22 protein-coding genes are annotated in these 23,259 nt (G+C 70.8%); 9 read left to right on the top strand and 13 right to left on the bottom strand.

Annotated elements, in window-relative coordinates; translation table 11 throughout:
- Positions 1-8 precede the first annotated feature (8 nt).
- Entirely contained in the window at positions 9-848 is an 840-nt protein-coding gene (locus ABD285_RS07020; protein ID WP_284253273.1) for a purine-nucleoside phosphorylase, read from the top strand.
- Positions 845-2,536: a phospho-sugar mutase gene (locus ABD285_RS07015; RefSeq protein ID WP_344201451.1), complete on the top strand. Its 1,692-nt coding sequence runs from the start codon at positions 845-847 to the stop codon at positions 2,534-2,536. Before ABD285_RS07020 ends, ABD285_RS07015 begins: the two co-directional genes overlap by 4 nt.
- Here ABD285_RS07015 and ABD285_RS07010 read toward each other — a convergent pair.
- Positions 2,431-3,042 (bottom strand): GNAT family N-acetyltransferase, encoded by a 612-nt coding sequence (locus tag ABD285_RS07010; protein WP_344201448.1) that lies wholly within the window; start codon positions 3,040-3,042, stop codon positions 2,431-2,433. The two genes, ABD285_RS07015 and ABD285_RS07010, sit on opposite strands and share 106 nt — an antisense overlap.
- 43 nt (positions 3,043-3,085) lie before the next feature.
- On the opposite strand from ABD285_RS07010, the gene ABD285_RS07005 reads away from it, so the two are divergent.
- Complete coding sequence (locus tag ABD285_RS07005; RefSeq protein WP_284253274.1) at positions 3,086-3,622, top strand: TetR/AcrR family transcriptional regulator; 537 nt, start codon at positions 3,086-3,088, stop codon at positions 3,620-3,622.
- On the opposite strand, the gene ABD285_RS07000 is transcribed toward ABD285_RS07005, so the two are convergent.
- Genes ABD285_RS07000 through ABD285_RS06985 form a run of 4 tightly spaced genes read right to left on the bottom strand, consistent with a single transcriptional unit; the run spans position 3,604 to position 7,149 of the window.
- Complete coding sequence (locus ABD285_RS07000; protein ID WP_284253275.1) at positions 3,604-4,059, bottom strand: PTS sugar transporter subunit IIA; 456 nt, start codon at positions 4,057-4,059, stop codon at positions 3,604-3,606. The genes ABD285_RS07005 and ABD285_RS07000 overlap by 19 nt on opposite strands.
- Positions 4,059-5,174, bottom strand: a complete 1,116-nt coding sequence (locus ABD285_RS06995; RefSeq protein WP_284253276.1) for an adenosine deaminase — start codon at positions 5,172-5,174, stop codon at positions 4,059-4,061. The genes ABD285_RS07000 and ABD285_RS06995 overlap by 1 nt, the downstream gene beginning before the upstream one ends.
- A 4-nt stretch (positions 5,175-5,178) precedes the next feature.
- Complete coding sequence (locus tag ABD285_RS06990) at positions 5,179-5,907, bottom strand: IclR family transcriptional regulator (RefSeq protein ID WP_344201444.1); 729 nt, start codon at positions 5,905-5,907, stop codon at positions 5,179-5,181.
- A gap of 30 nt (positions 5,908-5,937) precedes the next feature.
- Positions 5,938-7,149 (bottom strand): adenosylhomocysteinase, encoded by a 1,212-nt coding sequence (locus ABD285_RS06985; RefSeq protein ID WP_284253278.1) that lies wholly within the window; start codon positions 7,147-7,149, stop codon positions 5,938-5,940.
- A 62-nt stretch (positions 7,150-7,211) separates the two neighbouring features.
- On the opposite strand from ABD285_RS06985, the gene uriH reads away from it, so the two are divergent.
- Together uriH and ABD285_RS06975 are read left to right on the top strand one after the other, a co-directional pair.
- Positions 7,212-8,162: a uridine-preferring nucleoside hydrolase UriH gene (gene uriH, locus ABD285_RS06980; RefSeq protein ID WP_284253279.1), complete on the top strand. Its 951-nt coding sequence runs from the start codon at positions 7,212-7,214 to the stop codon at positions 8,160-8,162.
- A 145-nt stretch (positions 8,163-8,307) separates the two neighbouring features.
- Positions 8,308-9,198, top strand: coding sequence for a hypothetical protein (locus ABD285_RS06975; RefSeq protein ID WP_344201438.1), 891 nt, complete (start codon positions 8,308-8,310; stop codon positions 9,196-9,198).
- Positions 9,199-9,261: 63 nt separating this feature from the next.
- Here ABD285_RS06975 and ABD285_RS06970 read toward each other — a convergent pair whose 3' ends face one another.
- The 7 genes from ABD285_RS06970 to ABD285_RS06940 all read right to left on the bottom strand — a co-directional run bounded on the left by ABD285_RS06970 (position 9,262) and on the right by ABD285_RS06940 (position 17,600).
- On the bottom strand, positions 9,262-10,554 hold the full coding sequence (locus ABD285_RS06970) for a thymidine phosphorylase (RefSeq protein ID WP_344201435.1): 1,293 nt from the start codon (positions 10,552-10,554) through the stop codon (positions 9,262-9,264).
- Positions 10,555-10,977 carry a cytidine deaminase gene (locus tag ABD285_RS06965; RefSeq protein WP_284253282.1) on the bottom strand — a complete coding sequence of 141 codons (423 nt, stop codon included), beginning with the start codon at positions 10,975-10,977 and terminating at the stop codon, positions 10,555-10,557.
- Positions 10,974-12,263: an ABC transporter permease gene (locus ABD285_RS06960; protein ID WP_284253283.1), complete on the bottom strand. Its 1,290-nt coding sequence runs from the start codon at positions 12,261-12,263 to the stop codon at positions 10,974-10,976. Before ABD285_RS06960 ends, ABD285_RS06965 begins: the two co-directional genes overlap by 4 nt.
- The gene (locus ABD285_RS06955) at positions 12,260-13,612 is read right to left on the bottom strand and encodes an ABC transporter permease (protein ID WP_284253284.1); all 1,353 of its coding nucleotides are present in this window, start codon (positions 13,610-13,612) and stop codon (positions 12,260-12,262) included. The genes ABD285_RS06960 and ABD285_RS06955 overlap by 4 nt, the downstream gene beginning before the upstream one ends.
- Entirely contained in the window at positions 13,609-15,123 is a 1,515-nt protein-coding gene (locus ABD285_RS06950; RefSeq protein ID WP_284253285.1) for an ABC transporter ATP-binding protein, read from the bottom strand. The genes ABD285_RS06955 and ABD285_RS06950 overlap by 4 nt, the downstream gene beginning before the upstream one ends.
- Positions 15,124-15,207: 84 nt before the next feature.
- A complete protein-coding gene (locus tag ABD285_RS06945; RefSeq protein ID WP_284253286.1) occupies positions 15,208-16,344 on the bottom strand; it encodes a BMP family lipoprotein in 1,137 nt (378 codons plus the stop codon).
- Positions 16,345-16,484: 140 nt separating this feature from the next.
- The gene (locus ABD285_RS06940; RefSeq protein WP_344201428.1) at positions 16,485-17,600 is read right to left on the bottom strand and encodes a mannose-1-phosphate guanylyltransferase; all 1,116 of its coding nucleotides are present in this window, start codon (positions 17,598-17,600) and stop codon (positions 16,485-16,487) included.
- A 162-nt stretch (positions 17,601-17,762) separates the two neighbouring features.
- On the opposite strand from ABD285_RS06940, the gene sdhC reads away from it, so the two are divergent.
- Genes sdhC through ABD285_RS06920 form a run of 4 tightly spaced genes read left to right on the top strand, consistent with a single transcriptional unit; the run spans position 17,763 to position 21,294 of the window.
- Positions 17,763-18,212 (top strand): succinate dehydrogenase, cytochrome b556 subunit, encoded by a 450-nt coding sequence (sdhC, locus tag ABD285_RS06935; protein WP_425564974.1) that lies wholly within the window; start codon positions 17,763-17,765, stop codon positions 18,210-18,212.
- Positions 18,209-18,649 carry a succinate dehydrogenase/fumarate reductase transmembrane subunit gene (locus tag ABD285_RS06930; RefSeq protein ID WP_344201426.1) on the top strand — a complete coding sequence of 147 codons (441 nt, stop codon included), beginning with the start codon at positions 18,209-18,211 and terminating at the stop codon, positions 18,647-18,649. Before sdhC ends, ABD285_RS06930 begins: the two co-directional genes overlap by 4 nt.
- A gap of 2 nt (positions 18,650-18,651) precedes the next feature.
- Complete coding sequence (sdhA, locus tag ABD285_RS06925) at positions 18,652-20,436, top strand: succinate dehydrogenase flavoprotein subunit (RefSeq protein WP_425564972.1); 1,785 nt, start codon at positions 18,652-18,654, stop codon at positions 20,434-20,436.
- 54 nt (positions 20,437-20,490) lie between these two features.
- Positions 20,491-21,294 (top strand): succinate dehydrogenase iron-sulfur subunit, encoded by an 804-nt coding sequence (locus tag ABD285_RS06920; protein ID WP_284253287.1) that lies wholly within the window; start codon positions 20,491-20,493, stop codon positions 21,292-21,294.
- Between the two features lie 207 nt (positions 21,295-21,501).
- Here the strand turns inward: ABD285_RS06920 and ABD285_RS06915 are convergent, their stop codons facing one another.
- Positions 21,502-23,151: a sigma-70 family RNA polymerase sigma factor gene (locus ABD285_RS06915; protein WP_344201422.1), complete on the bottom strand. Its 1,650-nt coding sequence runs from the start codon at positions 23,149-23,151 to the stop codon at positions 21,502-21,504.
- Between the last annotated feature and the right edge of the window lie 108 nt (positions 23,152-23,259).

Genomic DNA, 23,259 nt, shown 5'->3' with positions numbered 1-23,259 from the left:
CTTCCGCAATGAGCACCCCCGCCACCGGGCACAACCCCTTGGACGATCCCGCGGCCGACCCCTTCGAGATCGCCCGGCAGGCCGCAGCCCAGCTCGCCGAGGCGACCGGCGTCCCGAGGCACGACATCGCGCTCACCCTCGGCAGCGGCTGGGCCCAGGCCGCCGACCTCATCGGCGAGACGACGGCGACCGTGCCGGCCACCGAGATCGTCGGATTCTCGAAGCCCGCGCTCACCGGCCACGTCGGCACCCTGCGCAGCGTGCTGCTGCCGAACGGCAAGCGGGCCCTGATCATCGGTGCCCGCACCCATTTCTACGAGGGCCACGGCGTGCGGCGGGTGGTGCATTCGGTGCGCACCGCGGCCGCGGCGGGCGCGACGACCATGATCCTGACCAACGGAGCCGGCGGCATCCGGAGCACCTGGGGTCCGGGCACCCCGGTGCTCATCAGCGACCACATCAACCTCACCGCCGCCTCGCCGCTCGAGGGCGCCACGTTCATCGACCTGACGGACCTCTACTCGCGCCGGCTGCGCGACCTGGCCCGCACCGTGGATCCGTCGCTCGACGAGGGCGTGTACGTGCAGTTCCGGGGTCCGCACTACGAGACGCCCGCCGAGGTCCAGATGGCGAAGACGGTCGGCGGCCACATCGTCGGCATGTCGACCGCGCTCGAGGCGATCGCCGCGCGCGAGGCCCGCATGGAGATCCTCGGCTTCTCGCTCATCACGAATCCGGCGGCGGGCATCTCCGACGAGCCGCTGGACCACGCGGAGGTGCTGCAGGCGGGCCGGGATGCCGAGCCCGTGATCTCGGCCCTTCTCGCGAGGGTCGTGGCGCAGCTGTGACCCTCGACCAGGCGGAGGACGGCGGCGCGGTCGAGGAGGCACGCGCCTGGATCGCCCAGGACCCGGATGCCCAGACGCGGGACGAGCTGCAGGCGCTGCTCGACGCGGCGGCCTCCGATCCCGCGGCCGCCGCGGAGCTCGAGGAGCGCTTCGCGGGGCGGCTGGACTTCGGCACCGCCGGCCTCCGGGGCGAGCTCGGCGCCGGACCGACCCGGATGAACCGCGTGCTCGTGGCCCAGGCGGCCGCCGGACTCGCCGCCTACCTGCGCGCGCGCCAGGAGCATCCGACCGTCGTGATCGGCTACGACGGACGCACCAACTCGGGCGTCTTCGCGCGCGATTCGGCCGCCCTGCTGCAGGGCGCGGGCGTTCACGCCACCCTGCTGCCGCGCGAGCTGCCGACGCCGGTGCTCGCCTTCGCCGTGCGGCACCTCGACGCGAGCGCCGGCATCATGGTCACTGCCAGCCACAACCCGGCCCGCGACAACGGCTACAAGGTGTACCTCGGGGGTCTGGACCACGGGTCGCAGATCGTGCCGCCGGCCGACGCGGCGATCCAGGCGGAGATCCTGAGGGTCGCCGCCGGCTCGATCGCCGACCTGCCCCGCGACGAGGACTACACGATCGCGAGCGAGGACCTCGTCGCGGAGTACGTGCGCCGCACGGCCGCCCCGGCCGAGCACACGGCGGTGCCGCCGTACGTCTACACGGCGATGCACGGCGTCGGATGGCAGACCGCGTCGGCGGTGTTCGCGGCCGCCGGGTTCCCGCCGCCGGTGTCCGTGCGCGCGCAGCAGGACCCCGACCCGGCCTTCCCCACCGTGTCCTTCCCCAACCCGGAGGAGCCCGGGGCGCTCGACCTCGCGGTGGCGACCGCACGCGACGCGGGAGCGCAGCTGATCATCGCGAACGACCCGGACGCCGACCGGCTCGCGGTCGGCATCCCGGACTCGTCCGCCGACACCGGGTGGCGCCGGCTGGCGGGCAACGAGGTCGGCTGGCTGCTGGGATGGCAGGCCGCGCGCCGCGTGGATGCGCTCACCCCCGACGGCGGCGACGGCACGTTGGCGGCGTCGCTGGTCAGCTCCCCCGCGCTCGGCGAGGTCGCGCGGCAGACCGGGCTGGACTACGAGGAGACGCTCACCGGGTTCAAGTGGATCTCGCGCGTCGCACGGCTCGTGTTCGGCTACGAGGAGGCCCTCGGCTACCTCGTCGACCCCGACAAGGTGCGCGACAAGGACGGTATCTCCGCGGCCGTCGCGGTGCTCGACCTCGCGGCATCACTGCGCGCAGAGGGCCGCACGCTCGCCGACGAGCTGCTCGCGTTCGCCGCGGAGTTCGGCGGGTACGCGTCGGGGCAGATCTCGATCCGGGTGCAGGAGCTCGACGACGAGATCGGGCGCATGATGGCGCGGCTGCGGGAGCGTCCGCCGGCGGAGGTGGGCGGCATCCGGGTCGAGCGCATCGACGACTTCGCCGACGGATTCGCCCCGTTCCCGCCGAACGACATCCTGCGGCTGCACCTGGAGGGCGGGGCCCGCGTGATCGTGCGGCCGAGCGGCACCGAGCCGAAGCTCAAGTGCTACCTCGACGCCTGGTCGACCGAGGGGGAGGCCGCGGAGCGGATCGCACGGGCGGAGGCCGTGGTGGCGGTGCTGGACTCCGGGATGCGGTCGCTGCTCGCCTGAAGCCGGCGCGACGGCGCGGCGGCGAGGTCGAGCTCGTAGAACTGGCCGACGAGGTCGGCGCCGTAGCTGTGGTGGCGCTCCTCGGCGAACAGCCGGAAGCCGCGGGCGAGGTAGAGCGATCGTGCGGCGGCGAGCACGTCGTTGGTCCACAGCCACATGCGCCGGTAGCCGGCGGAGCGCGCGAAGTCGAGGCAGGTGTCGATGAGCGCACCGCCGACCCCGTGGCCGCGGGCGTGCTCGTCGACCAGCAGGATCCGCAGCTGCGCGTCGCCGTCGGCGCCGCGGACGCAGAGCACGCACCCGACCCGGCGGCCGTCCAGCTCCGCGATCCAGCCCGCCTGGTCGCCGGATGGCGTCCCCTCGCCGAAGTCGGCGACGATCCGGGCGACGGAGGCCTCGAATCCCTGGTCCCAGCCGAACTCGGCCGCGTACTGCTCGCCGTGCGCCCGCACCATCCAGCCCAGGTCGCCCGGGCGGTCGGCAGGACGGATGATGACGTCGCTCATCGCTCCCCTTCCACTGAAACACTCGTTTCAGTATGCTGAGGGCATGGCGGCACCGCAACCCGATCCGGAGTCCGCGCGCCGGGGCGAGCTGCGCGAGCTCTCCTACCGGTACGTGCTCGAGCACGGGCTGATCGGCCTCTCGCTGCGCCCGCTGGCGACGGCGATCGGCAGCAGCCCGCGCGTGCTCCTGTTCCTGTTCGGCTCGAAGGAAGGGCTCATCCGGGAGATCCTCGCGCGAGCCCGGGCGGACGAACTCGGGGCGCTCGGCGCGAACGGACCGACCTCGGTCGCCGCCGTCTGGGCCTGGCTGAGCGACCCCGGGCATCGCCGGCTGATGGCGCTCTGGACGCAGTGCTACGCGCTGTCGATCGCGGAGCCCGACGGACTGTGGGCCGGATGGGCGGCGCGCACCGTCGACGACTGGCTCGCCCTGATCATCCCGGAGCGCGATCCGATCGCCGCCACTCTCCAGCTCGCCGTGCTGCGCGGGCTGCTGCTCGACCTGCTGGCCACCGGCGATCTCGGGCGCACCGGGTCCGCCGCCGCGCTCTACGCGACCGGCTATCCGGCCGGCGTCTGAGCCCCGAGCGCGGCGCGCACCTCGGCCGCCGTCGTCGCCGCGGCGATGCGCTCGACGGCACCCCGTGCGTTGAAGGCGTTGGCGATCGCCGCGAGCATCGGCAGGTGCCGCTCCGGCGAGGCGGCGGCGAGCGCGAGCACGACGCGCACCGGGTCGTTGTGCGGATGCCCGAACGCGACCGGCTGCGCGAGCGTCACCACCGCGAGGCCGTCGGCCTGCACCTCCACGTCGCTGCGCGCATGCGCGAGCGCGAGCCCGGGCGCGATGACGATGTACGGACCCCGCTCCTGCACCATGTGGACCATCGCCGCGGTGTACCCGGGGCGCGCCGCACCGATCCGGGTCAGCACGGAGCCCGCGAGCTCGATCGCCCCACGCCAATCGGCGACCGTGGCTCCGAGCTCGACCGCGTCGTCGGGCAGGGCGGGCAGTTCCATCAGCGGCCGAACCCCGCCCCGATCCGCTCGACGAGCTCCTCGCGATCCTCGAGCGGGAGGAACGCGACCTCGGCGGCGTTCAGCTGGAAGGCCTCGACGTCGGTGATGTCGTAGCCGAAGGCGTCGGCCAGCAGGGCGAGCTCGCGGGTGAGCGTCGTCGCGCTCATGAGCCGGTTGTCGGTGTTGACCGTGACCCGGAAGCCGAGCTGGTACAGCAGGTCGAACGGGTGGTCGCCCATCGTGGAGCCCCACTGCGCGATCGCTCCGGTCTGCAGGTTCGAGCTCGGGCTGGTCTCGAGCGCGATGCCCCGGTCGCGCACCCACTGCGCGAGCGGGCCCATCGTGACCTCGAGCCCGGCCTCGCCGTCGGAGATCTCGACATCCTCGGCGATGCGCACCCCGTGACCGAGCCGCAGCGCGCGGCCGTCGAGGAGTGCGGAGCGGATGCTGTCGAGACCGTCCGCCTCGCCCGCGTGGATCGTGACCGGCATCCACTCGGATGCCAACAGGTCGAACGCCGCGCGGTTGCGGCTCGGCGGGAACCCGGCCTCCGGTCCCGCGGTGTCGAACCCGACGACCCCGTGCCCGCGGTGGCGCAGCGCGAGTTCCGCGATCTCGCGCCCGCGGTCGTTCTGCCGCATCGCGCTCACGAGCTGGCCGGCCCGGATGAAGCCGCCCGCGGCATCCACCGCGTCGACGGCCTCGTCGATCCCGTGCTGCACGGCCTCGACCGCCGCGTCGAGCGAGAGCCCGCGCGTCAGGTGCTGCTCCGGCGCCCAGCGGATCTCGCCGTAGATGACGCCGTCGGCGTGGAGGTCCTCGACGAACTCGCGCGCCACGCGGGTGAGGCCCTCGGCCGTCTGCATGACGGCGAGCGTGACGTCGAAGGTCCTGAGGTACTCGACGAGCGAGCCCGAGTCGCTCTGCGCGGCGAACCAGGCGCCGAGTGCGGCGGCGTCCGGGGCGGGAGCCTCGAAGCCGATCGCATCGGCGAGCTCGAGGATCGTCTGGGGCCGCAGACCGCCGTCGAGGTGGTCGTGCAGGGAGATCTTGGGCAGCTCACGGAGGGGCACGCGGCTGCCGGGCAGCGCGGCGTCGTCGCTGGCGTCGCTCATGCCCTCAACCTATCGCGCCGACCCCGATGATCCGCTCGGAGATCCGGCCCGCCGCGACCCGCGCGTGCTCGATCACGTCGTCGATGCCGTGGGCGCTCAGCGAGGTGGAGACATACGGCACCGTGAGGACGGCGCGCGCGACGCCGAGACGGTCGCGCACCGCGACGGCGACGTCGGTGATGCCCGGTTGCACGGGGTCGGCGCGGCGCAGCATCCCGTCCCGCGTGGCCGCCGCGACCTCCCCTGGATCGAGTCGCGCGTCGTACTGCGCCCGCACGTCCGCGTCGCCCAGGGCCACGAGCACGGTGCCGGTCGCGCTCTCCAGCGGGAACAGGGCGCCGACCCGCACCCGGTAGCCGAAGTCGGCCGGGCTCTCCGCCTGCGCGACGACCCGCACCGCCGCCATGTCGAGCACGCTCAGGTTGCACGACTGCCGCAGCCGATCCGCGAGCTCGCGCATCGCGGGTGTCGCGGCGACCAGCAGCCCGCGCATCGCCGGCTGCCGGTGCGCGAGATCGAACGCCGCCATCGAGAGCGTGTAGCGGCCCGAGTCCTCGTCGCGCACGAGCCAGCCGCGCGCCTCGAGCGCGACCAGCACCCGGAACAGCTGGCCGACCGTGCGGCCGGTGCCCTCCGCGATCTCGTTCTGGGCGAGCGGGTGCGGGCTCGAGGCGACGAGCTCGAGCACGTCGAACGCCTTGTCGAGGGCCGGGACGGCGTAGTCGGCGGACACCGTGTCAGCCCCTCGTCGCCGTGTCGGCGATCACCGGTCCGCGCCCATCGCGGCGAGCATCCGGCGCGCGATCTCGCGGTCGATCTCGTCGGGCACGGGCTGGGCGCCGTCGCGCAGCGAGCCCGGGTCGCGCGCGACGCGCTCGAGCGAGAGCGACTGCAGCAGGAATCCGAGGTCCATGGCCTCGAGCGAGTTGCCCTTGGGCTCGCGCCCGGCGAGGTTCATCATGCGCCCGTCCGCGAGCAGCACGACGTGCCGGCCGTCGGGCAGGTCCACGCGCTCGATCGCGTCGTCGAGGCGCTCCACCCCGCTCGCGCCGGCCTTCAGCGCGGCGACGTCGATCTCCCACGGGAAGTGGCCGCAGTTGGCGAGCACGGCGCCATCGGCCACGACCTCGAAGAAGGCGGGGGTCAGGATGTCGGCGTGGCCGGTCGCGGTGATGAAGACCTCGCCCCAGCGGGCGAACTCGCCGTTCAGCGCCTCGGTGCCCCCGACCCTGAACCCGTCGAGCGCCGCCTCGAACGCCTTCAGCTCGTCGACCTCGACCACGGCGACCTTGCCGCCGAGCTGTCGCAGGTAGTGCGCCACCCCGCGGCCGCACCATCCGTAGCCCGCGACGACGAACCGGCGGCCCGGCACCATGAGGTTGGTCAGGCGCATGAAGCTCTCGACCACCGACTGGCCGACCGCGTGCTTGTTCTCGCCGATCGCCTTGAGCAGCGAGTCGTTGATGACGATGACCGGGAACGGCACGCGGCCGGCGAGCTCGCCGCGCAGCCGGTCGCCGCCCGAGGTCGTCTCCTCGGTGCCGCCGACCAGGCGCTCGAGCGCGTCCCCGCCGCGCGAGATCGCACCGGCCGCGAGGTCGGCGCCGTTGTCGAGCAGGATGTCGGGCTCGGCATCCAGCACGGCCGCGACGTTCGCGTGGTGCTGCTGCATCGTGTCGTCGCGGGCGCCGAACACGGTCATGCCCAGGCCGCGGAGGAACGCGACGACGTCGTCCTGGGTCGAGCCGTGGTTGCCGGTCGCCACGAGCTCCGCTCCGCCGGCGGCGAGCGTCTCGAGCAGCACGGCCGTCTTCGGCTCCAGGTGCAGCGACATGCCGATGCGATGCCCGGCGAACGGGCGGTCGGCGGCGAACGCCTCGCGGGCGGCGGCGAGCAGGGGCATCCGGGAGCGGATCCAGCGCACGCGGTCGGCGCCGCGATCGGCGAGGTCGGTGTCGGCACGGGTCGGCGTCATGCGGGCAGTCTCGCATATATGAACCTGACTTTCATATACGCAGATCGCGCTAGGCTGGAGCGATGCCGACCAAGATCATCCTCGACTGCGACCCCGGCCACGACGACGCGATCGCCCTGCTGCTCGCGTGGGGCTCCTCCGAGATCGATCTCGTCGCCGTGACGACGGTCGGGGGCAACCAGACGATCGAGAAGGTGACCCGCAACGCGCTGTCGATCGCGCGGATCGCGGGCATCGCCGGCATCCCGTTCGCGCGAGGGGCGGCGCACCCGCTGCTGCGTCCCGTCGAGGTCGCGGGCGAGATCCACGGCGACTCCGGACTCGACGGCCCCGTCCTGCCGGAGCCGACGCTCGAGCTCGACCCGCGGCACGCCGCCCAGCTCATCATCGACACGGTCATGGCCGCCGAGCCCGGCGAGATCACGCTCGTGCCCACCGGCCCGCTCACCAACATCGCCCTCGCGCTGCGGCTCGAGCCGGCCATCGTCGACCGGGTGCGCGAGGTCGTGCTCATGGGCGGCGGCGCGCACCTGGGCAACTGGAGCGCGGTGGCCGAGTTCAACATCGTCGTCGACCCGGAGGCCGCGGCGATCGTCTTCGAGGCGGGCTGGCCCGTGACGATGGTCGGCCTCGACCTCACCCACCAGGCGCTCGCGACCGACGACGTCGTGGCGGCGATCCGTGCGATCGGCACCGGACCGGCGCGCTTCGCCGACGAGGTCATGGACTTCTTCGCCTCCAGCTACAAGGAGGTGCAGGGCTTCGAGCACCCGCCCGTGCACGACCCGTGCGCGGTCGCCTACGTGATCGACCCGACGATCGTGCGGGCGGTGCCGGCGCCCATCGTCGTCGAGATGCGCGGCGAGCACACGCTCGGCATGACCGTCGTCGACCTGCGCGGGCCCGCGCCGGCGGGCACTCGCACGAAGGTCGCGCTCGAGCTCGACCACGCCCGCTTCTGGGCTCTCGTCATCGACGCGATCCGCAACCTCGGCGACCCCGCTCTCTCGTGAGGTGGCACTTTTCGTCGGGTGACGGGCGTCCGATCCGACGAAAACTGTCACCTCACGAGCCGTGCACAGAGTCGGGTGCGTGGGGAAGTGCACAGTGGGCAGGGAAGGGGATGTCGGGCTGGGGGGCGAGGCGCAGAGTCTCGGGATGCGACCCGCGCCGCTGCCCCCGGAACTGGGACCCGTGTGGAGCGTCAGTGCCGCGAGGGCGCGGGGCGTGCATCCGGAGCGCCTTCGCCGCCAGGATCTCCAGACGCCGTTCCGAGGTGTCAGGACCACGTCGAGCATCGACGACGTGCGGCGCAGATGCCTCGCCTATCGGGAGCTCGCGCCGCCCGACGCCTTCTTCTCCCACGCGACGGCCGCCGAGCTCTGGGGGCTGCCGGTCGCGCGCGGCGGGCTCGCGATCCACGTCGCCCGCCCGACTGATCGTCGCGGCGCCCGCATGGCAGGCGTGATCAGCCACCATCTCCAGATCGACCCCCGGGACCTCGTGGACCTCGATGGCCTCCGCGTCACGAGCCCCGCGCGCACCTGGTGCGATCTCGCGACGATCCTCGACCTCGAGCACCTGGTTGCGGCCGGCGATCGGGTGCTGTGGCGTCGCGACCCGCTCGCCGGCCTCGCGGAGGTGCGAGCGGTCGCGCGACGGCATCCCGGACGGCGCGGGCGGCGGAATCGTCACGCCGCGCTCCCCCTCCTCAGCGATCGCTCAGACTCGCCGGCGGAGAGCGTCATCCGGATGCGCATCCTGTCCGCGGGCCTGCCGGCGCCCGTCGTCAATCCGGTCATCCGCTCGCGGTCGGGGGCATTCGTCGCCCGGGTTGACCTCTGCTGGCCGCAATACCGGATGGTGCTCGAATACGAGGGCGACCAGCATCGCACCGATGCCGCGCAGTGGCATCGCGACCTGCAACGGGTTCCCCGCCTCGAGGAGGAGGGATGGCACGTGACGCGCGCAGCCGACCCCGACCTGGCCGATACGACCCGCATCATCCGGAACCTCGAGCGCCTCATGCGCACCCGCACGACCACGTGAGGGGGCAGCTGATGTCGCCGAGCGAGGGCGAGAGGCGACGAAAGGTGTCACCTCGCGAGAGGGTTACGGGATGCGGGCCGCGATGAGCGGGCCGCCGTCGTCGACGGGGTCGCCCGGGGCGCCGACGCGGTAGGCGCCGGCGAGCGCCTCGAGGGCGCGGGCGAAGCGCTCCGGCTCGTCGGCGCTCAGGGTGAAGAGCGGGTCGCCCGCCGCGACCGCGTCGCCCGGCTTGACGTGCAGGTCGATGCCGGCGGCGTGCTGCACCGGGTCCTGTTTGCGCGCACGACCGGCGCCGAGCCGCCACGCCGCGATCCCGAACGGGAGCGCCGGCATCGCGACGACGACGCCGGCGCGGTCGGCGCGCACCGTCTCGGACTCCCTCGCGATCGGCAGCGGGGCATCCGGATCGCCGCCCTGCGCCGCGATCATCGCGCGCCAGGCGTCCATCGCCCGCCCATCGCCCAGCGCCGCCTCGACGTCGGCATCCGGCACTCCCGCGAGCTCGAGCATCTCGCGCGCGAGCGCGACGGTCAGCTCGACGACGTCGGCCGGTCCGCCGCCCGCGAGCACCTCGACCGATTCGCGCACCTCGTTGGCGTTGCCGATCGCGCGGCCGAGCGGCACGTTCATGTTGGTGAGCAGGGCCCGGATGGCGACCCCGGCATCCTGCCCCAGCGCCACCATCGTCTCGGCCAGCTCGCGCGCCCGAGCCGGATCCTGCATGAAGGCGCCCGAGCCGAACTTCACGTCGAGCAGGAGGGCCCCGGTGCCCTCGGCGATCTTCTTCGACATGATCGACGACGCGATGAGCGGGATCGCCTCCACCGTGCCGGTGATGTCGCGCAGTGCGTAGAGCTTGCCGTCGGCGGGCGCGAGCCCGGATCCGGCGGCCGAGATCACGGCGCCCACCGATTCGAGCTGCGCCATGAACTCGTCGTTCGTGAGGTTCGCCCGCCAGCCCGGGATGCTCTCGAGCTTGTCGAGCGTGCCACCGGTGTGGCCGAGCCCCCGGCCGCTCAGCTGCGGCACCGCGACGCCGAACGACGCGACGAGCGGCGCCAACGGCAGCGTGATCTTGTCGCCGACGCCCCCGGTCGAGTGCTTGTCGGTGGTTCGCTTCGACAGACCGGAGAAGTCGAGCCGCTCGCCGCTGGCGATCATCGCCATCGTGAGGTCGCGGATCTCGTCGCGCGACATCCCGTTGAGGAAGATCGCCATCGTCATGGCCGACATCTGCTCGTCGGCGACGTAGCCCCGGGTGTACGCGTCGACGAGCCAGCCGAGCTGCGCGGTGCTCAGCGAGCCGCGATCGCGCTTCGTCTTGATCAGGTCGACGACGTCGAACTGCTCGACCATCTAATGCTCCTCGCGGTACTTCTCGAGCGTGCGGGGACCGAACGCGTCCGGGATGACCTCGTCGATGGTCCGGATGCCCGACACGGTCTCCAGCAGCATGCCCTCGGCCGAGTGCTCGAACAGGAGCTGCCGGCAGCGGCCGCACGGCATGAGCGTCGCGCCGTCCCCATCGACGCACGTGAACGCGACGAGCTTGCCGCCGCCGGTCATGTGCAGGGACGAGACGAGGGCGCACTCGGCGCACAGGGTCAGACCGTACGACGCGTTCTCGACGTTGCAGCCTGAGATGACGCGACCGTCGTCGACGAGCGCCGCCGCGCCGACCGGGAAGCGCGAGTAGGGCACGTACGCGTGGGTGGCGGCCTCGTTCGCCGCGGCACGGAGGCCGTCCCAGTCGATGGCGCCGTCGTCGATGGGACTCACGATTTGATGTACGGCGTGCCGTCGGCCGCCGGGGCCCTCGACTGCCCCACCAGCCCGGCGACCGCGACGATCGTGACGACGTACGGCAGCATCAACAGGAACTCGCTCGGCACGGGCGAGCCGATGATGCCGAGCGTGGATTGCAGATTCTCCGCGAAGCCGAACAGCAGCCCGGCCAGCGCCGCCTTGATCGGATGCCACTGGCCGAAGATCACGGCGGCCAGCGCGATGAAGCCCGCACCCTGCGTGATGTCCTTGTCGAACTTCGACACCGAGTCGAGCGTGTAGAAGGCCCCGCCGATCCCGGCCACCGCACCAGCGACGGTGACGGTCCAGAATCGCGTGCGGTTGACGTTGATGCCCACCGTGTCGGCCGCCTGCGGGTGCTCGCCCACCGAGCGGACGCGCAGACCCCAGCGGGTCTTGAACAGCGCGTACCAGACCACGAACACCGCGATGTACATGATGTAGATGATGATCGTGTGCTGGAAGAACACCGGCCCGATGATGGGGATCTGGGAGAGCCCCGGGATATCGATGGTGTCGAACTTGGTGGTGTGGTTGAGGCTCGGCACCTGCGCGAACACCTTCGTGTAGAAGAAGTTCGTGAGGCCGCCGACCAGCACGTTGAGCACGACGCCGACGATGACCTGGTCGACCCAGTAGCGCAGGGCGAACACCGCCAGCACCCACGAGACGAGCACCCCCGCGACGATCGCCGCGACGAGCCCCGCCCACGGCGAGTGCGTCGCCGAGCCGACGAGCGCGGCCGAGAAGGCGCCGAACAGCAGCTGCCCGTCGATGGCGACGTTGACCACGCCCGCGCGCTCGCCCAGGACGCCGCCGAGCGAGCCGAACACGAGCGGCGTCGCGAGAGCCAGCCCGCCGACCAGCAGACCCGGGATCGGGATGCCGCGCAGATCCGCGCCCGCCCAGGTGAGGAACAGGAACAGGAACAGGACCGTGAACACGGCGCTCAGCCAGAGCGGCGAGCGCCCGCGCGACGAGAACGCGACGAGCAGGTGCGTGAGAATCGCGACGACCACGAGCAGGATCGCCACGGTGACGACGGTCGCGACCGTCGGCAGCACCACGGTGGGGATCTGGAAGAAGTCGGTGCTGGTCGAGAGCCGGAACGAGCTCTGCCCCCGGCGCGGGATCCCGAACGCGAAGACGAGGGCGGCGATCGCGAAGACGTCGAGGATGATCGGCACCTTGAGGCTGCGCACGATCACCTTCTCGTGCACGATCGGCGCCGCGGACGGGGTCAGCGTGGCGGTCGTCACTTGACGTTCCCTTCGGCGACGGCTGCGGGCGTTCGCCGCACCCTCCGGGTGGACCCGGGTTTCGGCAGCCGGAACACGGCCCGCACGAGCGGCGGCGCCGCGATGAACAGCACGACCACCGACTGGATGACGTCGACGATGTCGATCGGGATCTGCTGCAGCGCCTGCATGGTGTAACCGCCCGCCTGCAGCGCGCCGAACAGCAGGCCGCTGAAGAAGACGCCCCACGGCCGCGAGCGACCGAGAAGCGCGACCGTGATCGCGCTGAACCCGATGCCGGCATCGACGCCCGAGTTGAAGCCCGTGGTCGTCGTGCCGAGCACCTGATCGGCGCCGGCGAGGCCGACGAGGGCGCCGGAGAAGATCATCGCGAGGGTGTACACCCACTTGACGTTGATGCCCGCCGTGCGCGCGGCCCGCGGGTTCTCGCCCACGGCCCGGAAGCGGAATCCGGTGCTCGACCGGCTGAACAGGTACCAGACGGCCACCGTCGCCACGATCGAGAGGAGGAATCCGATGTTCACCGTGTACGAGGTCGCGGGCCCGCCGAGCGCGGTGATGAGATCGCTGAGCTTGGGGTAGGTCGCGTTGGGCAGATCGCCCGGTGAGACCGGGCTGTTCGAGCCGTGCGCCTGCAGCAGACCCTGCGTGCGCAGGCCGTACGCCACGAGGTAGAACGCGACGTAGTTGAGCATGATCGTGACGATCACCTCGTGGGCGCCCGTCGTCGCCTTCAGCACGCCCGCGATCGCCCCCCACAGCGCGCCGCCGACAAGACCGCCGATCGTGGCGACGAGGAAGGCGATGACCGGCGGCATCGGGAACGACCATGCGATCCAGCCCGCGACCGCGGCGCCGATGATGAGCTGCCCGCGGCCGCCGATGTTGAACATGCCGACGCGGAAGGCGAGAGCAACGCCGAGGCCCGCCGCGATGAGCGGTGTGGCGAAGGTCAGCGTGCTCATGAGCGGCGCGATCTGCACGAGGAACCCGGTGCGCTGGAAGTTCCAGATCGACCCCTGGAACAGCGACACGTACGCGCCGCTGACCGCGTTCCAGACCGCCACGAACAGATCGCTCGGGCGGGCGAAGAAGTAGCCGGCGGCGGCCTGGACGCCGGAGTCCGTCGCCGCGATGAGCACCGCCGCGACGACGAGGGCGAGCACGATCGCCAGCACCGTGAGCACCGCCCCGCCCGACATGATCTCGCGGAGCAGGTTGTTGCCGAACGGCGCCTCCGGATCGCGCCGGGCGTTGGGCTGCTGGCCCGGCTCGATCGTGTCGAGCTTCGACGACTGCGAGTGGATCGGCTCGGCCCCGCCGGCCGATCCCGTGCCGACGTCGGTCATGCGGCCACCTCCGCCGGCTTCTCGCCGGCCATCATGAGGCCGAGCACCTCGCGCGACGTGTCGCCGGGCACGATGCCCACGATCGAGCCGCGGTACATCACGGCGATCCGGTCGGCGAGGGTCACGACCTCGTCGAGTTCGGTCGAGACGACGACCACCGGGATGCCGGAGTCGCGGGTCTGCACGATCCGGGTGTGCACGAACTCGATCGAACCCACGTCGAGCCCGCGTGTCGGCTGCGACACCACGAGCAGCCGCAGCTCGCGGCTCAGCTCGCGCGCGAGCACGACCTTCTGCTGGTTGCCGCCGCTCAGGCGCCCGACGTGCGTGGTGACGCCCTGGGCGCGGATGTCGAACTCGGCGATCTTCTCCTCGGCGAACCTCTCGAGCTCGGTGAGCTGCAGGGTGCCGCCGCGCACGAACGGGGCACCGGTCGACCGGTCGAGCATGAGGTTCTCGGCGATCGTGAACTCGGCGACGAGGCCGTCGTCGGTGCGGTCCTCGGGCACGAAGCCGACGCCCGCATCGAGCACCCCGCCCACGCTGCGGCCCAGGAGCTCGCGGCCGTCGAGCCGGATGGAGCCCTCGACCCTGTTCTGCACGCCGAGGATCGCCTCGACGAGCTCTGTCTGCCCGTTGCCCTGCACCCCGGCGATCGCCAGCACCTCGCCGGCGTGGACGGTGAACCCGACGTGGGAGACCACGACCTGGTCCGCCGCATCGATGACCGTCAGGTCGTGCACGACGAACGCCTCGGCTCCGATCTTCGGTGGGTCCTTGTGGATCGACAGGTCCACGGCACGACCGACCATCATCGACGCCAACTCGGCGTTGCTCGCCGTGGGCTGCGCCTCTCCGACGACCTTCCCGAGCCGGATCACCGTGATCCGGTCGGCGACCTCGCGCACCTCGCGCAGCTTGTGCGTGATGAACACGATCGCGACACCCGTGTCGCGGAGCTGGCGCATGATCGCCATGAGCTCGTCGGTCTCCTGCGGGGTCAGCACCGCGGTGGGCTCGTCGAACACGAGCACCTTCGCGTCGCGCGAGAGTGCCTTGATGATCTCGACCCGCTGCTGGACGCCGACCGGCAGCTCCTCGACGACCGCGTCGGGGTCGACGTCGAAGCCGAACCGCTCGGAGATCTCGCGCACCTTGGCGCGCGCCGCCGCGAGGTCGAGGCGCCCGCCGAGTCGCGTCGGCTCGTGGCCGAGCATGACGTTCTCGGCGACGGTGAAGACGGGGATGAGCATGAAGTGCTGGTGCACCATGCCGATGCCGGCGTTCATCGCGTCGCCCGGGCCGGAGAAGTGCTGGACGTCGTCGTCGAGCAGGATCTCGCCCTCATCGGCCTGGTAGAGCCCGTAGAGCACGTTCATGAGGGTCGACTTGCCCGCTCCGTTCTCGCCGAGCAGGCAGTGGATCTCTCCGGGCTCGACCGTCAGGTCGATGTGGTCGTTCGCGGTGAGAGCGCCGAACCGCTTGGTGATGCCGCGGAGTTCGAGCTTCATGGGAGCCAATCTATGTGCGCCGGCAGCGCTGCCGGAATGGCGACGGGGAGGCCGGTTCGACCGGCCTCCCCGTCGGTGATGCCGTTACTGCTGAGGCGAGGACTTCGAGGTCGCCTTGATGGAGCCGTCCTCGATGCCGGCCTCGATCTTCTTGAGCTCGCCCGCCAGCCCCGGGTCGACCTTCGACTCGAAGTTGTGGAACGGCGCCAGCTTCACGCCGCCGTTCTTCAGGGTGCCCACGTACGGCGTGTTGTCGAAGTCGCCGTTCTTGGCGGCCTTCACGACCGCCTCGACGCCTGCGTCGACGCCCTTCTGCACCGACGTCAGGATGATGTCGTCCACCGTCTTGTCGGTGTTGAACACGTCCGCGTCGACGCCGATCAGGACAGAACCCTTGTTCTGGTCCTTGATGGCCTCGGCGGCGCTCTGGTAGATCGGACCGCCGACCGGCATGAGCACGTCGGCGTTCTGGTCGAGCAGACCCTGCGCGGCCGTCTTCGCCTCGACACCGGCCGCGAAGCCTCCGGTGAAGACGCCGGTCTGCGTGTCGACGTTCCAGCCGACGACCTTGACGTCCTTGCCCTTCTGCTGGTTGAAGTACTTCACGCCCTCGGCGAAGCCGTCCATGAAGATCGTCACCGGCGGGATCTGGAGGCCGCCGAAGGTGCCGACGACGCCGGTCTTCGAGTAGCTGGCCGCCGCGTAGCCGCCGAGGAACGCCGCCTGGACGGTGTCGAACAGGATCGGCTTGCCGTTGTCGACGTCGACCTTGCCGTCGCCCGTGGGCTTGCCGTCCTTGTCCTTGGCGCCCTCGTTGTCGAGGCCGTCGTCCACGATCGCGAACTTGACGTCGGGGTTCGCCTTGGCGGCGGCGTCGGTCGCCTGCGACAGGTTGAAGCCGACCGTGACGATCAGGTTGCAGTTCGCACTCAGCAGGCTGTTGATGTTCGGCGTGTAGTCGTCCGCGCTGTTCGACTGGACGTGCTTCTCCTTGATGCCGAGGCTCTTCGCCGACGACTCGAGGCCCTGCAGACCCAGCTGGTTGAACGAGTGGTCGTCGAAGCCGCCATCGTCCGAGACCATGCACGGCAGGAAGCTCGACTTGGCGTCCGTCGAGCCGCCGTTGCCGGTCGGAGCCGCCGAACAGCCGACGAGGGTCAACGCGCTCACGGCGAGAGCCGTGAGACCGCCCAGCGCGGCCTTCCGCGTGGTGAGTGTCACTGTGTCCTCCAGGTTCTCTACCGGGCAAGGGGCCCGGCGAATGAGGACACGTTACTCAATATGACGTTCGGCACCAGCGTGTTGTGGCCGACCGCATCCCAACAGTTACAAAAGAGGGCGCCCGCTGTCGGATCGCCTGATCAGAGCACTTCGCTCCGGCCGCTGAGCTTGAGGGCGTCGACGACGCTCTTGACGCGTTGCGCATGCTCGGTGGTGGTGACCAGCAACGCGTCCGGCGTATCGACGACCACGATGTCGCGCACGCCGATGAGCGAGATCACCCGCTTCGACTGGGTCACGACGATGCCGCTGGCGTGATCGGAGAGCACGGTCGCGCCGTCCCCGATGATCGCGAGCTCGTTGCTGCGGCCCCCGGAGCGGAGTTTGGAGATCGAGGCGAAGTCGCCCACGTCGTCCCAGTCGAAGTCGCCCGGGATGACGGCGAGCCGGCCGGCCCTCGCCGCCGGCTCCGCGACGGAGTAGTCGATCGCGATCTTCTCCAGGCCCGGCCAGATCCGGTCGACGGCGGGCCCGCGGGTGGCCGGATCGTCCCAGGCGGCCGCGAGCTCCTCGAGCCCGTCGACGAGAGCCGGGTGCTCGATGCGCATCTGCTCGAGCAGCACGTCGGCGCGGGAGATGAACATGCTCGCGTTCCAGAGGTAGCCGCCGTCGTCGAGATAGCGCCGCGCGGTCTCGAGATCGGGCTTCTCGACGAAGCTGACGACCTCGCGCGCGTCGTGCGCCCCCTCGATCTGCATGGGCGACCCGCAGTGGATGTAGCCGAAGCCGATCGCCGGCTCGGTGGGCGTGATGCCGACCAGCGCGATCCAGCCGGCGTCGGCCGCCGCGACCGCCTGGGTCACCGCGCGGCGGAACCCGCGCACGTCGTCGATGACGTGATCGGCCGCGAACGAGCCGATGATGACATCCGGCTCGCGCCGCTTCAGGATCGCCGCGGCGAGTCCGATGGCGGCCGACGAGTCCTTGGGCTCGCTCTCGAGCACCACGTTGGCGTCGCGCAGCTCGGGCAGCTGCGCCTCCACGGCGGCGCGATGCGCACGGCCGGTGACGACCATGATCCGCTGCTCGCCGCTCAGCGGGGCCAGTCGATCCCAGGTGCCGCGCAGCAGCGTCGACCCCGATCCGGTGAGGTCGTGCAGGAACTTCGGCGCATCCGCCCGCGACAGCGGCCAGAGCCGCGACCCGATGCCGCCGGCGGGGATGACGGAGTAGAACCGCCGCAGGGTCTGCGCCATGGCGACCACCCTATGCGCGGCACCCGCGGCACTGTCTTGATGTCGAGACAGTTAGGCACGCCTTGCCTGCGGGTGGATCGGCGCGGGCGTAGGGTGAGGAACGTCCGATCGCGAGCGTTTGGCGTGCCACCCGCCCCGTCGCCGAGGTACGAGGAGGAGCCCGTGTCGAGCCAGGTCGTCAGACCCGGAGCCGAGGCGGCCGAGCGGATCCGGGGTCCCCGGCGCCCGGCCGGAACGCTGTACCGGGGCCGCGAGGGCATGTGGTCGTGGGTGCTGCACCGGATCACCGGCGTCGCGATCTTCTTCTTCCTCTTGGTGCACATCCTCGACACCGCGCTCGTGCGGATCAGCCCCGACGCGTACAACGCCGTCATCGGCACCTACAAGCAGCCGATCATGGGCCTCGGCGAGGCAGCGTTGGTCGGCGCCATCGGGCTGCACGCCCTCAACGGGCTGCGCATCATCCTGATCGACTTCTGGAAGCTCGGACCGCGCTGGCAGCGGGTCATGTACTGGATCGTGCTGGTGCTCTGGGTGATCCTGCTGGCCGGATTCCTGCCGCGTCAGTTCGTCAACATCGCCCTCGAGTTCCAGGGGATGCCGAACGCATGACCACCCAGACCATCGAGCCGCCGCGCTCAGCCCGCGCCGCCCGCCGCACCACCAACTGGGAGAAGTGGGGCTGGATCTACATGCGGGCGTCGGGCGTCGTGCTCGTCGTGCTGATCTTCGGCCACCTCTTCACCAACCTGTTCCTCGGCCAGGGGGTGCGCGCGATCGACTTCGCGTTCGTCGCCGGCAAGTGGGCCAACCCGTTCTGGATCGTGTGGGACCTGCTGCTGCTGTGGCTCGCCCTCATCCACGGTTCCAACGGCATGCGCACGCTCATCAACGACTACACCCGACGTCGGTTCCGGATCGTGCTGCTCGTGCTGCTCGTCGCCGTGACCGTCGTCCTGCTCATCCTGGGGACCCTCGTGCTGACCACCTTCGACCCGTGCCTCGACGCCTCGGTGGCGTCCCAGATCCCGCAGTGCAAGGCGAGCTGAGCGTGGAATTCGAAGACGGGGACGTCATCGACGGCGTCCACTACCACCGGTTCGACGTCGTGATCGTGGGAGCCGGCGGTGCCGGCATGCGCGCCGCGATCGAGGCCGGGCCGAAGGCCCGCACCGCCGTCATCACCAAGCTCTACCCGACCCGCTCCCACACGGGCGCGGCGCAGGGCGGCATGGCCGCCGCCCTCGCGAACGTCGAGGAGGACAGCTGGGAGTGGCACACCTTCGACACGGTCAAGGGCGGCGACTACCTGGTCGACCAGGATGCCGCCGAGATCCTCGCGAAGGAGGCCATCGACGCGGTCCTCGATCTCGAGAACATGGGCCTGCCGTTCAACCGCACGCCCGAGGGAAAGATCGACCAGCGGCGCTTCGGCGGCCACACGCGCGACCACGGCAAGGCGCCCGTGCGCCGTGCCTGCTACGCCGCCGACCGCACCGGCCACATGATCCTGCAGACCCTGTTCCAGAACTGCGTCAAGCTCGGCGTCAACTTCTTCAACGAGTACTACGCGCTCGACCTGATCATGAACGACGGCAAGCCGGCCGGGATCGTCGCCTACGAGCTGGCGTCGGGTGAGATCCACATCTTCCAGGCGAAGTCGATCATCTTCGCCACCGGCGGCTTCGGCAAGATCTACAAGACCACCTCCAACGCCCACACCCTGACGGGCGACGGTGTCGGCATCATCTGGCGCAAGGGCCTGCCGCTGGAGGACATGGAGTTCTTCCAGTTCCACCCGACCGGATTGGCGGGGCTCGGCATCCTGCTCACCGAGGGGGCGCGCGGCGAGGGCGCGATCCTGCGCAACGCCTCCGGCGAGCGGTTCATGGAGCGCTACGCCCCCACGATCAAAGACCTGGCACCGCGCGACATCGTCTCGCGCTGCATGGTGCAGGAGGTCGCGGAGGGCCGCGGCGCCGGTCCGAACAAGGACTACGTGCTGCTGGACTGCACGCACCTGGGCGCCGAGGTGCTGGAGACCAAGCTGCCCGACATCACCGAGTTCGCGCGCACCTACCTCGGTGTCGACCCGGTCTACGAGCCCGTGCCGGTCATGCCGACCGCGCACTACGCGATGGGCGGCATCCCGACCAACGTCAAGGGCGAGGTGCTGAGCGACAACGACACGATCGTGCCCGGCCTCTATGCGGCCGGCGAATGCGCGTGCGTCTCCGTGCACGGCTCCAACCGCCTCGGCACCAACTCGCTGCTCGACATCAACGTGTTCGGCAAGCGGTCGGGCAACAACGCGGTCGAGTACGCGAAGACCGCGGAGTTCGTGCCGCTGCCCGAGAACCCGGCCGCGTTCGTGACGGGACTCGTCGACCAGGTGCGCACGGCATCCGGCACCGAACGCATCGGCGCCCTGCGCAAGGAGCTGCAGGACGAGATGGATCGCAACGCCCAGGTGTTCCGCACCGACGAGTCGCTCGCGAAGGTCACCGAGACCATCCACGAGCTGCGCCAGCGGTACCAGAACATCTCGATCCAGGACAAGGGGCACCGGTACAACACCGACCTGCTCGAGGCCATCGAGCTCGGCTTCCTGCTCGACCTCGCCGAGGTCGTCGTGTACTCGGCCCGCAACCGCAAGGAGAGCCGCGGCGGCCACCAGCGCGACGACTACCCCAAGCGCGACGACGAGACGTACATGAAGCACACGATGGCCTACCTCACGGGCGACCCGCACTCGGCCGACGCCGCCGACCACATCTCGCTCGGCTGGAAGCCGGTCGTCATCACGAACTACCAGCCCATGGAACGGAAGTACTGACATGCGGGTCACGAACTACCAGGCTGGTCACCAAGTGGAACGGAAGTACTAGTCATGGCAACCGCCGTCGCCGAAGGATCGTCCGCCGCGCAGGCGCCCGCGCCCATCCAGGCCTTCACGGTCACGCTGATCATCCGCCGGTTCGACCCGGAGAAGGACGCCGAGCCGTACTGGCAGGACTTCGACGTGGAGCTGTACGCCACCGACCGCGTGCTCGACGCCCTGCACAAGATCAAGTGGGAGCAGGACGGCTCGCTGAGCTTCCGGCGCTCCTGCGCGCACGGGGTGTGCGGCTCGGACGCGATGCGCATCAACGGGCGCAACCGGCTCGCGTGCAAGACCCTGATCAAGGACCTCGACATCAGCAAGCCGATCTACGTCGAGGCGATCAAGGGCCTGCCGCTCGAGAAGGACCTCATCGTCGACATGGAGCCGTTCTTCGAGTCGTACCGCGAGATCCAGCCGTTCCTCATCGCGAGCGACAAGCCCGAGAAGGAGCGGATCCAGTCGGCCGCCCAGCGCGAGCGATTCGACGACACCACCAAATGCATCCTGTGCGCGGCGTGCACCTCGTCGTGCCCCGTGTTCTGGACCGACGGCCAGTACTTCGGCCCGGCCGCGATCGTCAACGCGCACCGCTTCATCTTCGACAGCCGCGACGAGGGCGCCCAGGTGCGCCTGGACATCCTCAACGACAAGGAGGGCGTGTGGCGCTGCCGCACGACCTTCAACTGCACCGAGGCGTGCCCGCGCGGCATCCAGGTCACGAAGGCGATCGCCGAGGTCAAGAACGCGATCATGCGGGGATCGGCCGACATCCCCGTCTCCGACCTCGCCCCCACGCCGCAGCGCGCGTAACGCCCGCGCAGCCCTGCACAGCTCGAAGCGCCCGGCCGCTGGCGCGCCGGAAGATGAGTATGGCCGGTGCTCGCAGCGGCTGGGAATCACCACGGGCACCGGCCTGTCGCCCCAATTAGTTGGACGTCACATGGGGCGGAGACCTCGCGGCCTCACCAGAAGAGACGGCGCAGGTGCCCGGCTATGACGCGACTTCCGCGAATATTTTCAGTCGAGCAGCGAAACAGAGATTCCGAGGGGCGCGAGGTCGAGCGACAGCGGCACGTTGATCCCGAGAGTGCTGAGCAGACCGCCCACCAGGCCGCCGAGCGACTGACTGAGCTTCGCGGAGTCGGTTCCCTGCGGCAGGCCGCGCAGGTGCAGCGACCAGGTGCCGTCCTGGGCGATGACCGTGGTGTAGACGGCGCCGGCGACCTGCGCGGAGACCGTGGCGCCGGGGGTTCCCTTCCCGGACAGGTCGAGGTTCATCGTCACGGGCGCCGGCCCGGAGCCGCCGAGTACGCCACCGACCGTCTGCCCGACACCGCCGACCACGCCGTCGACCGTCTGCCCGACACCGCCGACCGTGTCGCCGAGGGTCTGGCCGAGTCCGCCGCCCACCAGGCCGCCCACGGCGTCACCGAGGCCGCCGACGGTACCGCCGAGAGTGCCCCCGACGCCGTCCACGACCTGCGAGACCGTGTCACCCACGCCGCCGAGGGCTGAGCCCGAGCCGACGACGGGAGCGAGCAGGCTGCCGTCCGAGCGGGCACCGGAGCCCGTGCCGACTGCCGGCGCCGAGAGGAGTTCCCTCGCCTGCTGCGGATCGAGCACCTGCGAGGCGCTCGGCGGGGTGATGGTGTGCGGATCCGGCGCGGACGCGCTCACCCCGGCGGCGAGTCCCCCGCCGAGCACGGCGGCGACCGCGAGCGAACCGACCAGAGCGGACGTGCCCGCCGCGAACGAGAGGCCGCCGACGACGGCGGGGCCCGCGACGGTGGACCCCGCCGTGGCGACCGCGCCCACCGTGTTGACGGCGGCGGGCAGAGCCGGGATGGTCGCGGCGGCCGCCGTCGCCGGCGCCGGAGCGGACATCGCCGCGAGGAGCCCCCCGCCGATCGCGCCGCCCAGGATGAGCGGCAAAAGGATGAACGCCAGGTGCGAACCGACCTCCTCCACCTCCTCCGAGACGATGGCGCACTTCGTGCAGGTGAGCAGGTGCTCCTCGACGCGGCGGCGGTCGCGCTCCCCGAGACCGTTGCGGCTGTGCTCGCCCAGCTTGCCCATGACGAACTGGCATTCGCCGGAGGCCTGGGCGTCGTTGATGTGCGCCTGCAGCCACGCCTTCCGGAGCCCCTCGCGGGCACGGTACGAGAGCGCGGCCACACCGTTGGCGGTCATGCCCATGAGGGGCGCGACCTCGTGCGGGTCCATGCCCTCGACCTCGGTGTACCAGAGCACCGTCTGCCAGCGTTCGGGGAGGCTGCGGAACGCACGCGCCGTGAGCGTGCGGTCGAGGGCCCAAGCGGCCGGGTCATCCGGGATCCGCTCGTCCTCGAAGTCGTCGATCAGGTCGACCTGGATGTCGCGCGACTGCTGGGCGCCCCAGGTCGCCGCGAGGTTGCGGATCGTCGTATAGAGGTAGGGGCGGAAGGCGCCATCAGGCCCGCCGCCCGCCAGCACACGTTGGAAGATCCTCGCGTAGGCCTCGCTGACGAGGTCATCCGCGTCGATCGACGACGTGCACTGACGGGCGACGCGAGCAGCCGAGCGGTAGTGGCGTTGCCACAATTCGCCGAAGGCGCGCGTATCCCCCGATCGCGCGCTCTCGATCAGCTCCGCATCCGAAGTGGTGAGCTTCGATTCCTGGCTGCTCATCCCCCTGATCCATTCCCGGGCCTCTCTCCCTGTGGGAATCGAAGACGGCCGAGCGGCGGAAGATGCTGCCCCTCAGTGACGTCCTCATTGATAGAGACGCCCGATTCA

The sequence above is a fragment of the Pseudolysinimonas kribbensis genome (assembly GCF_039531715.1).
Lineage (GTDB): Bacteria > Actinomycetota > Actinomycetes > Actinomycetales > Microbacteriaceae > Pseudolysinimonas > Pseudolysinimonas kribbensis.
This window is presented reverse-complemented; position numbering and strand designations above follow the sequence as displayed.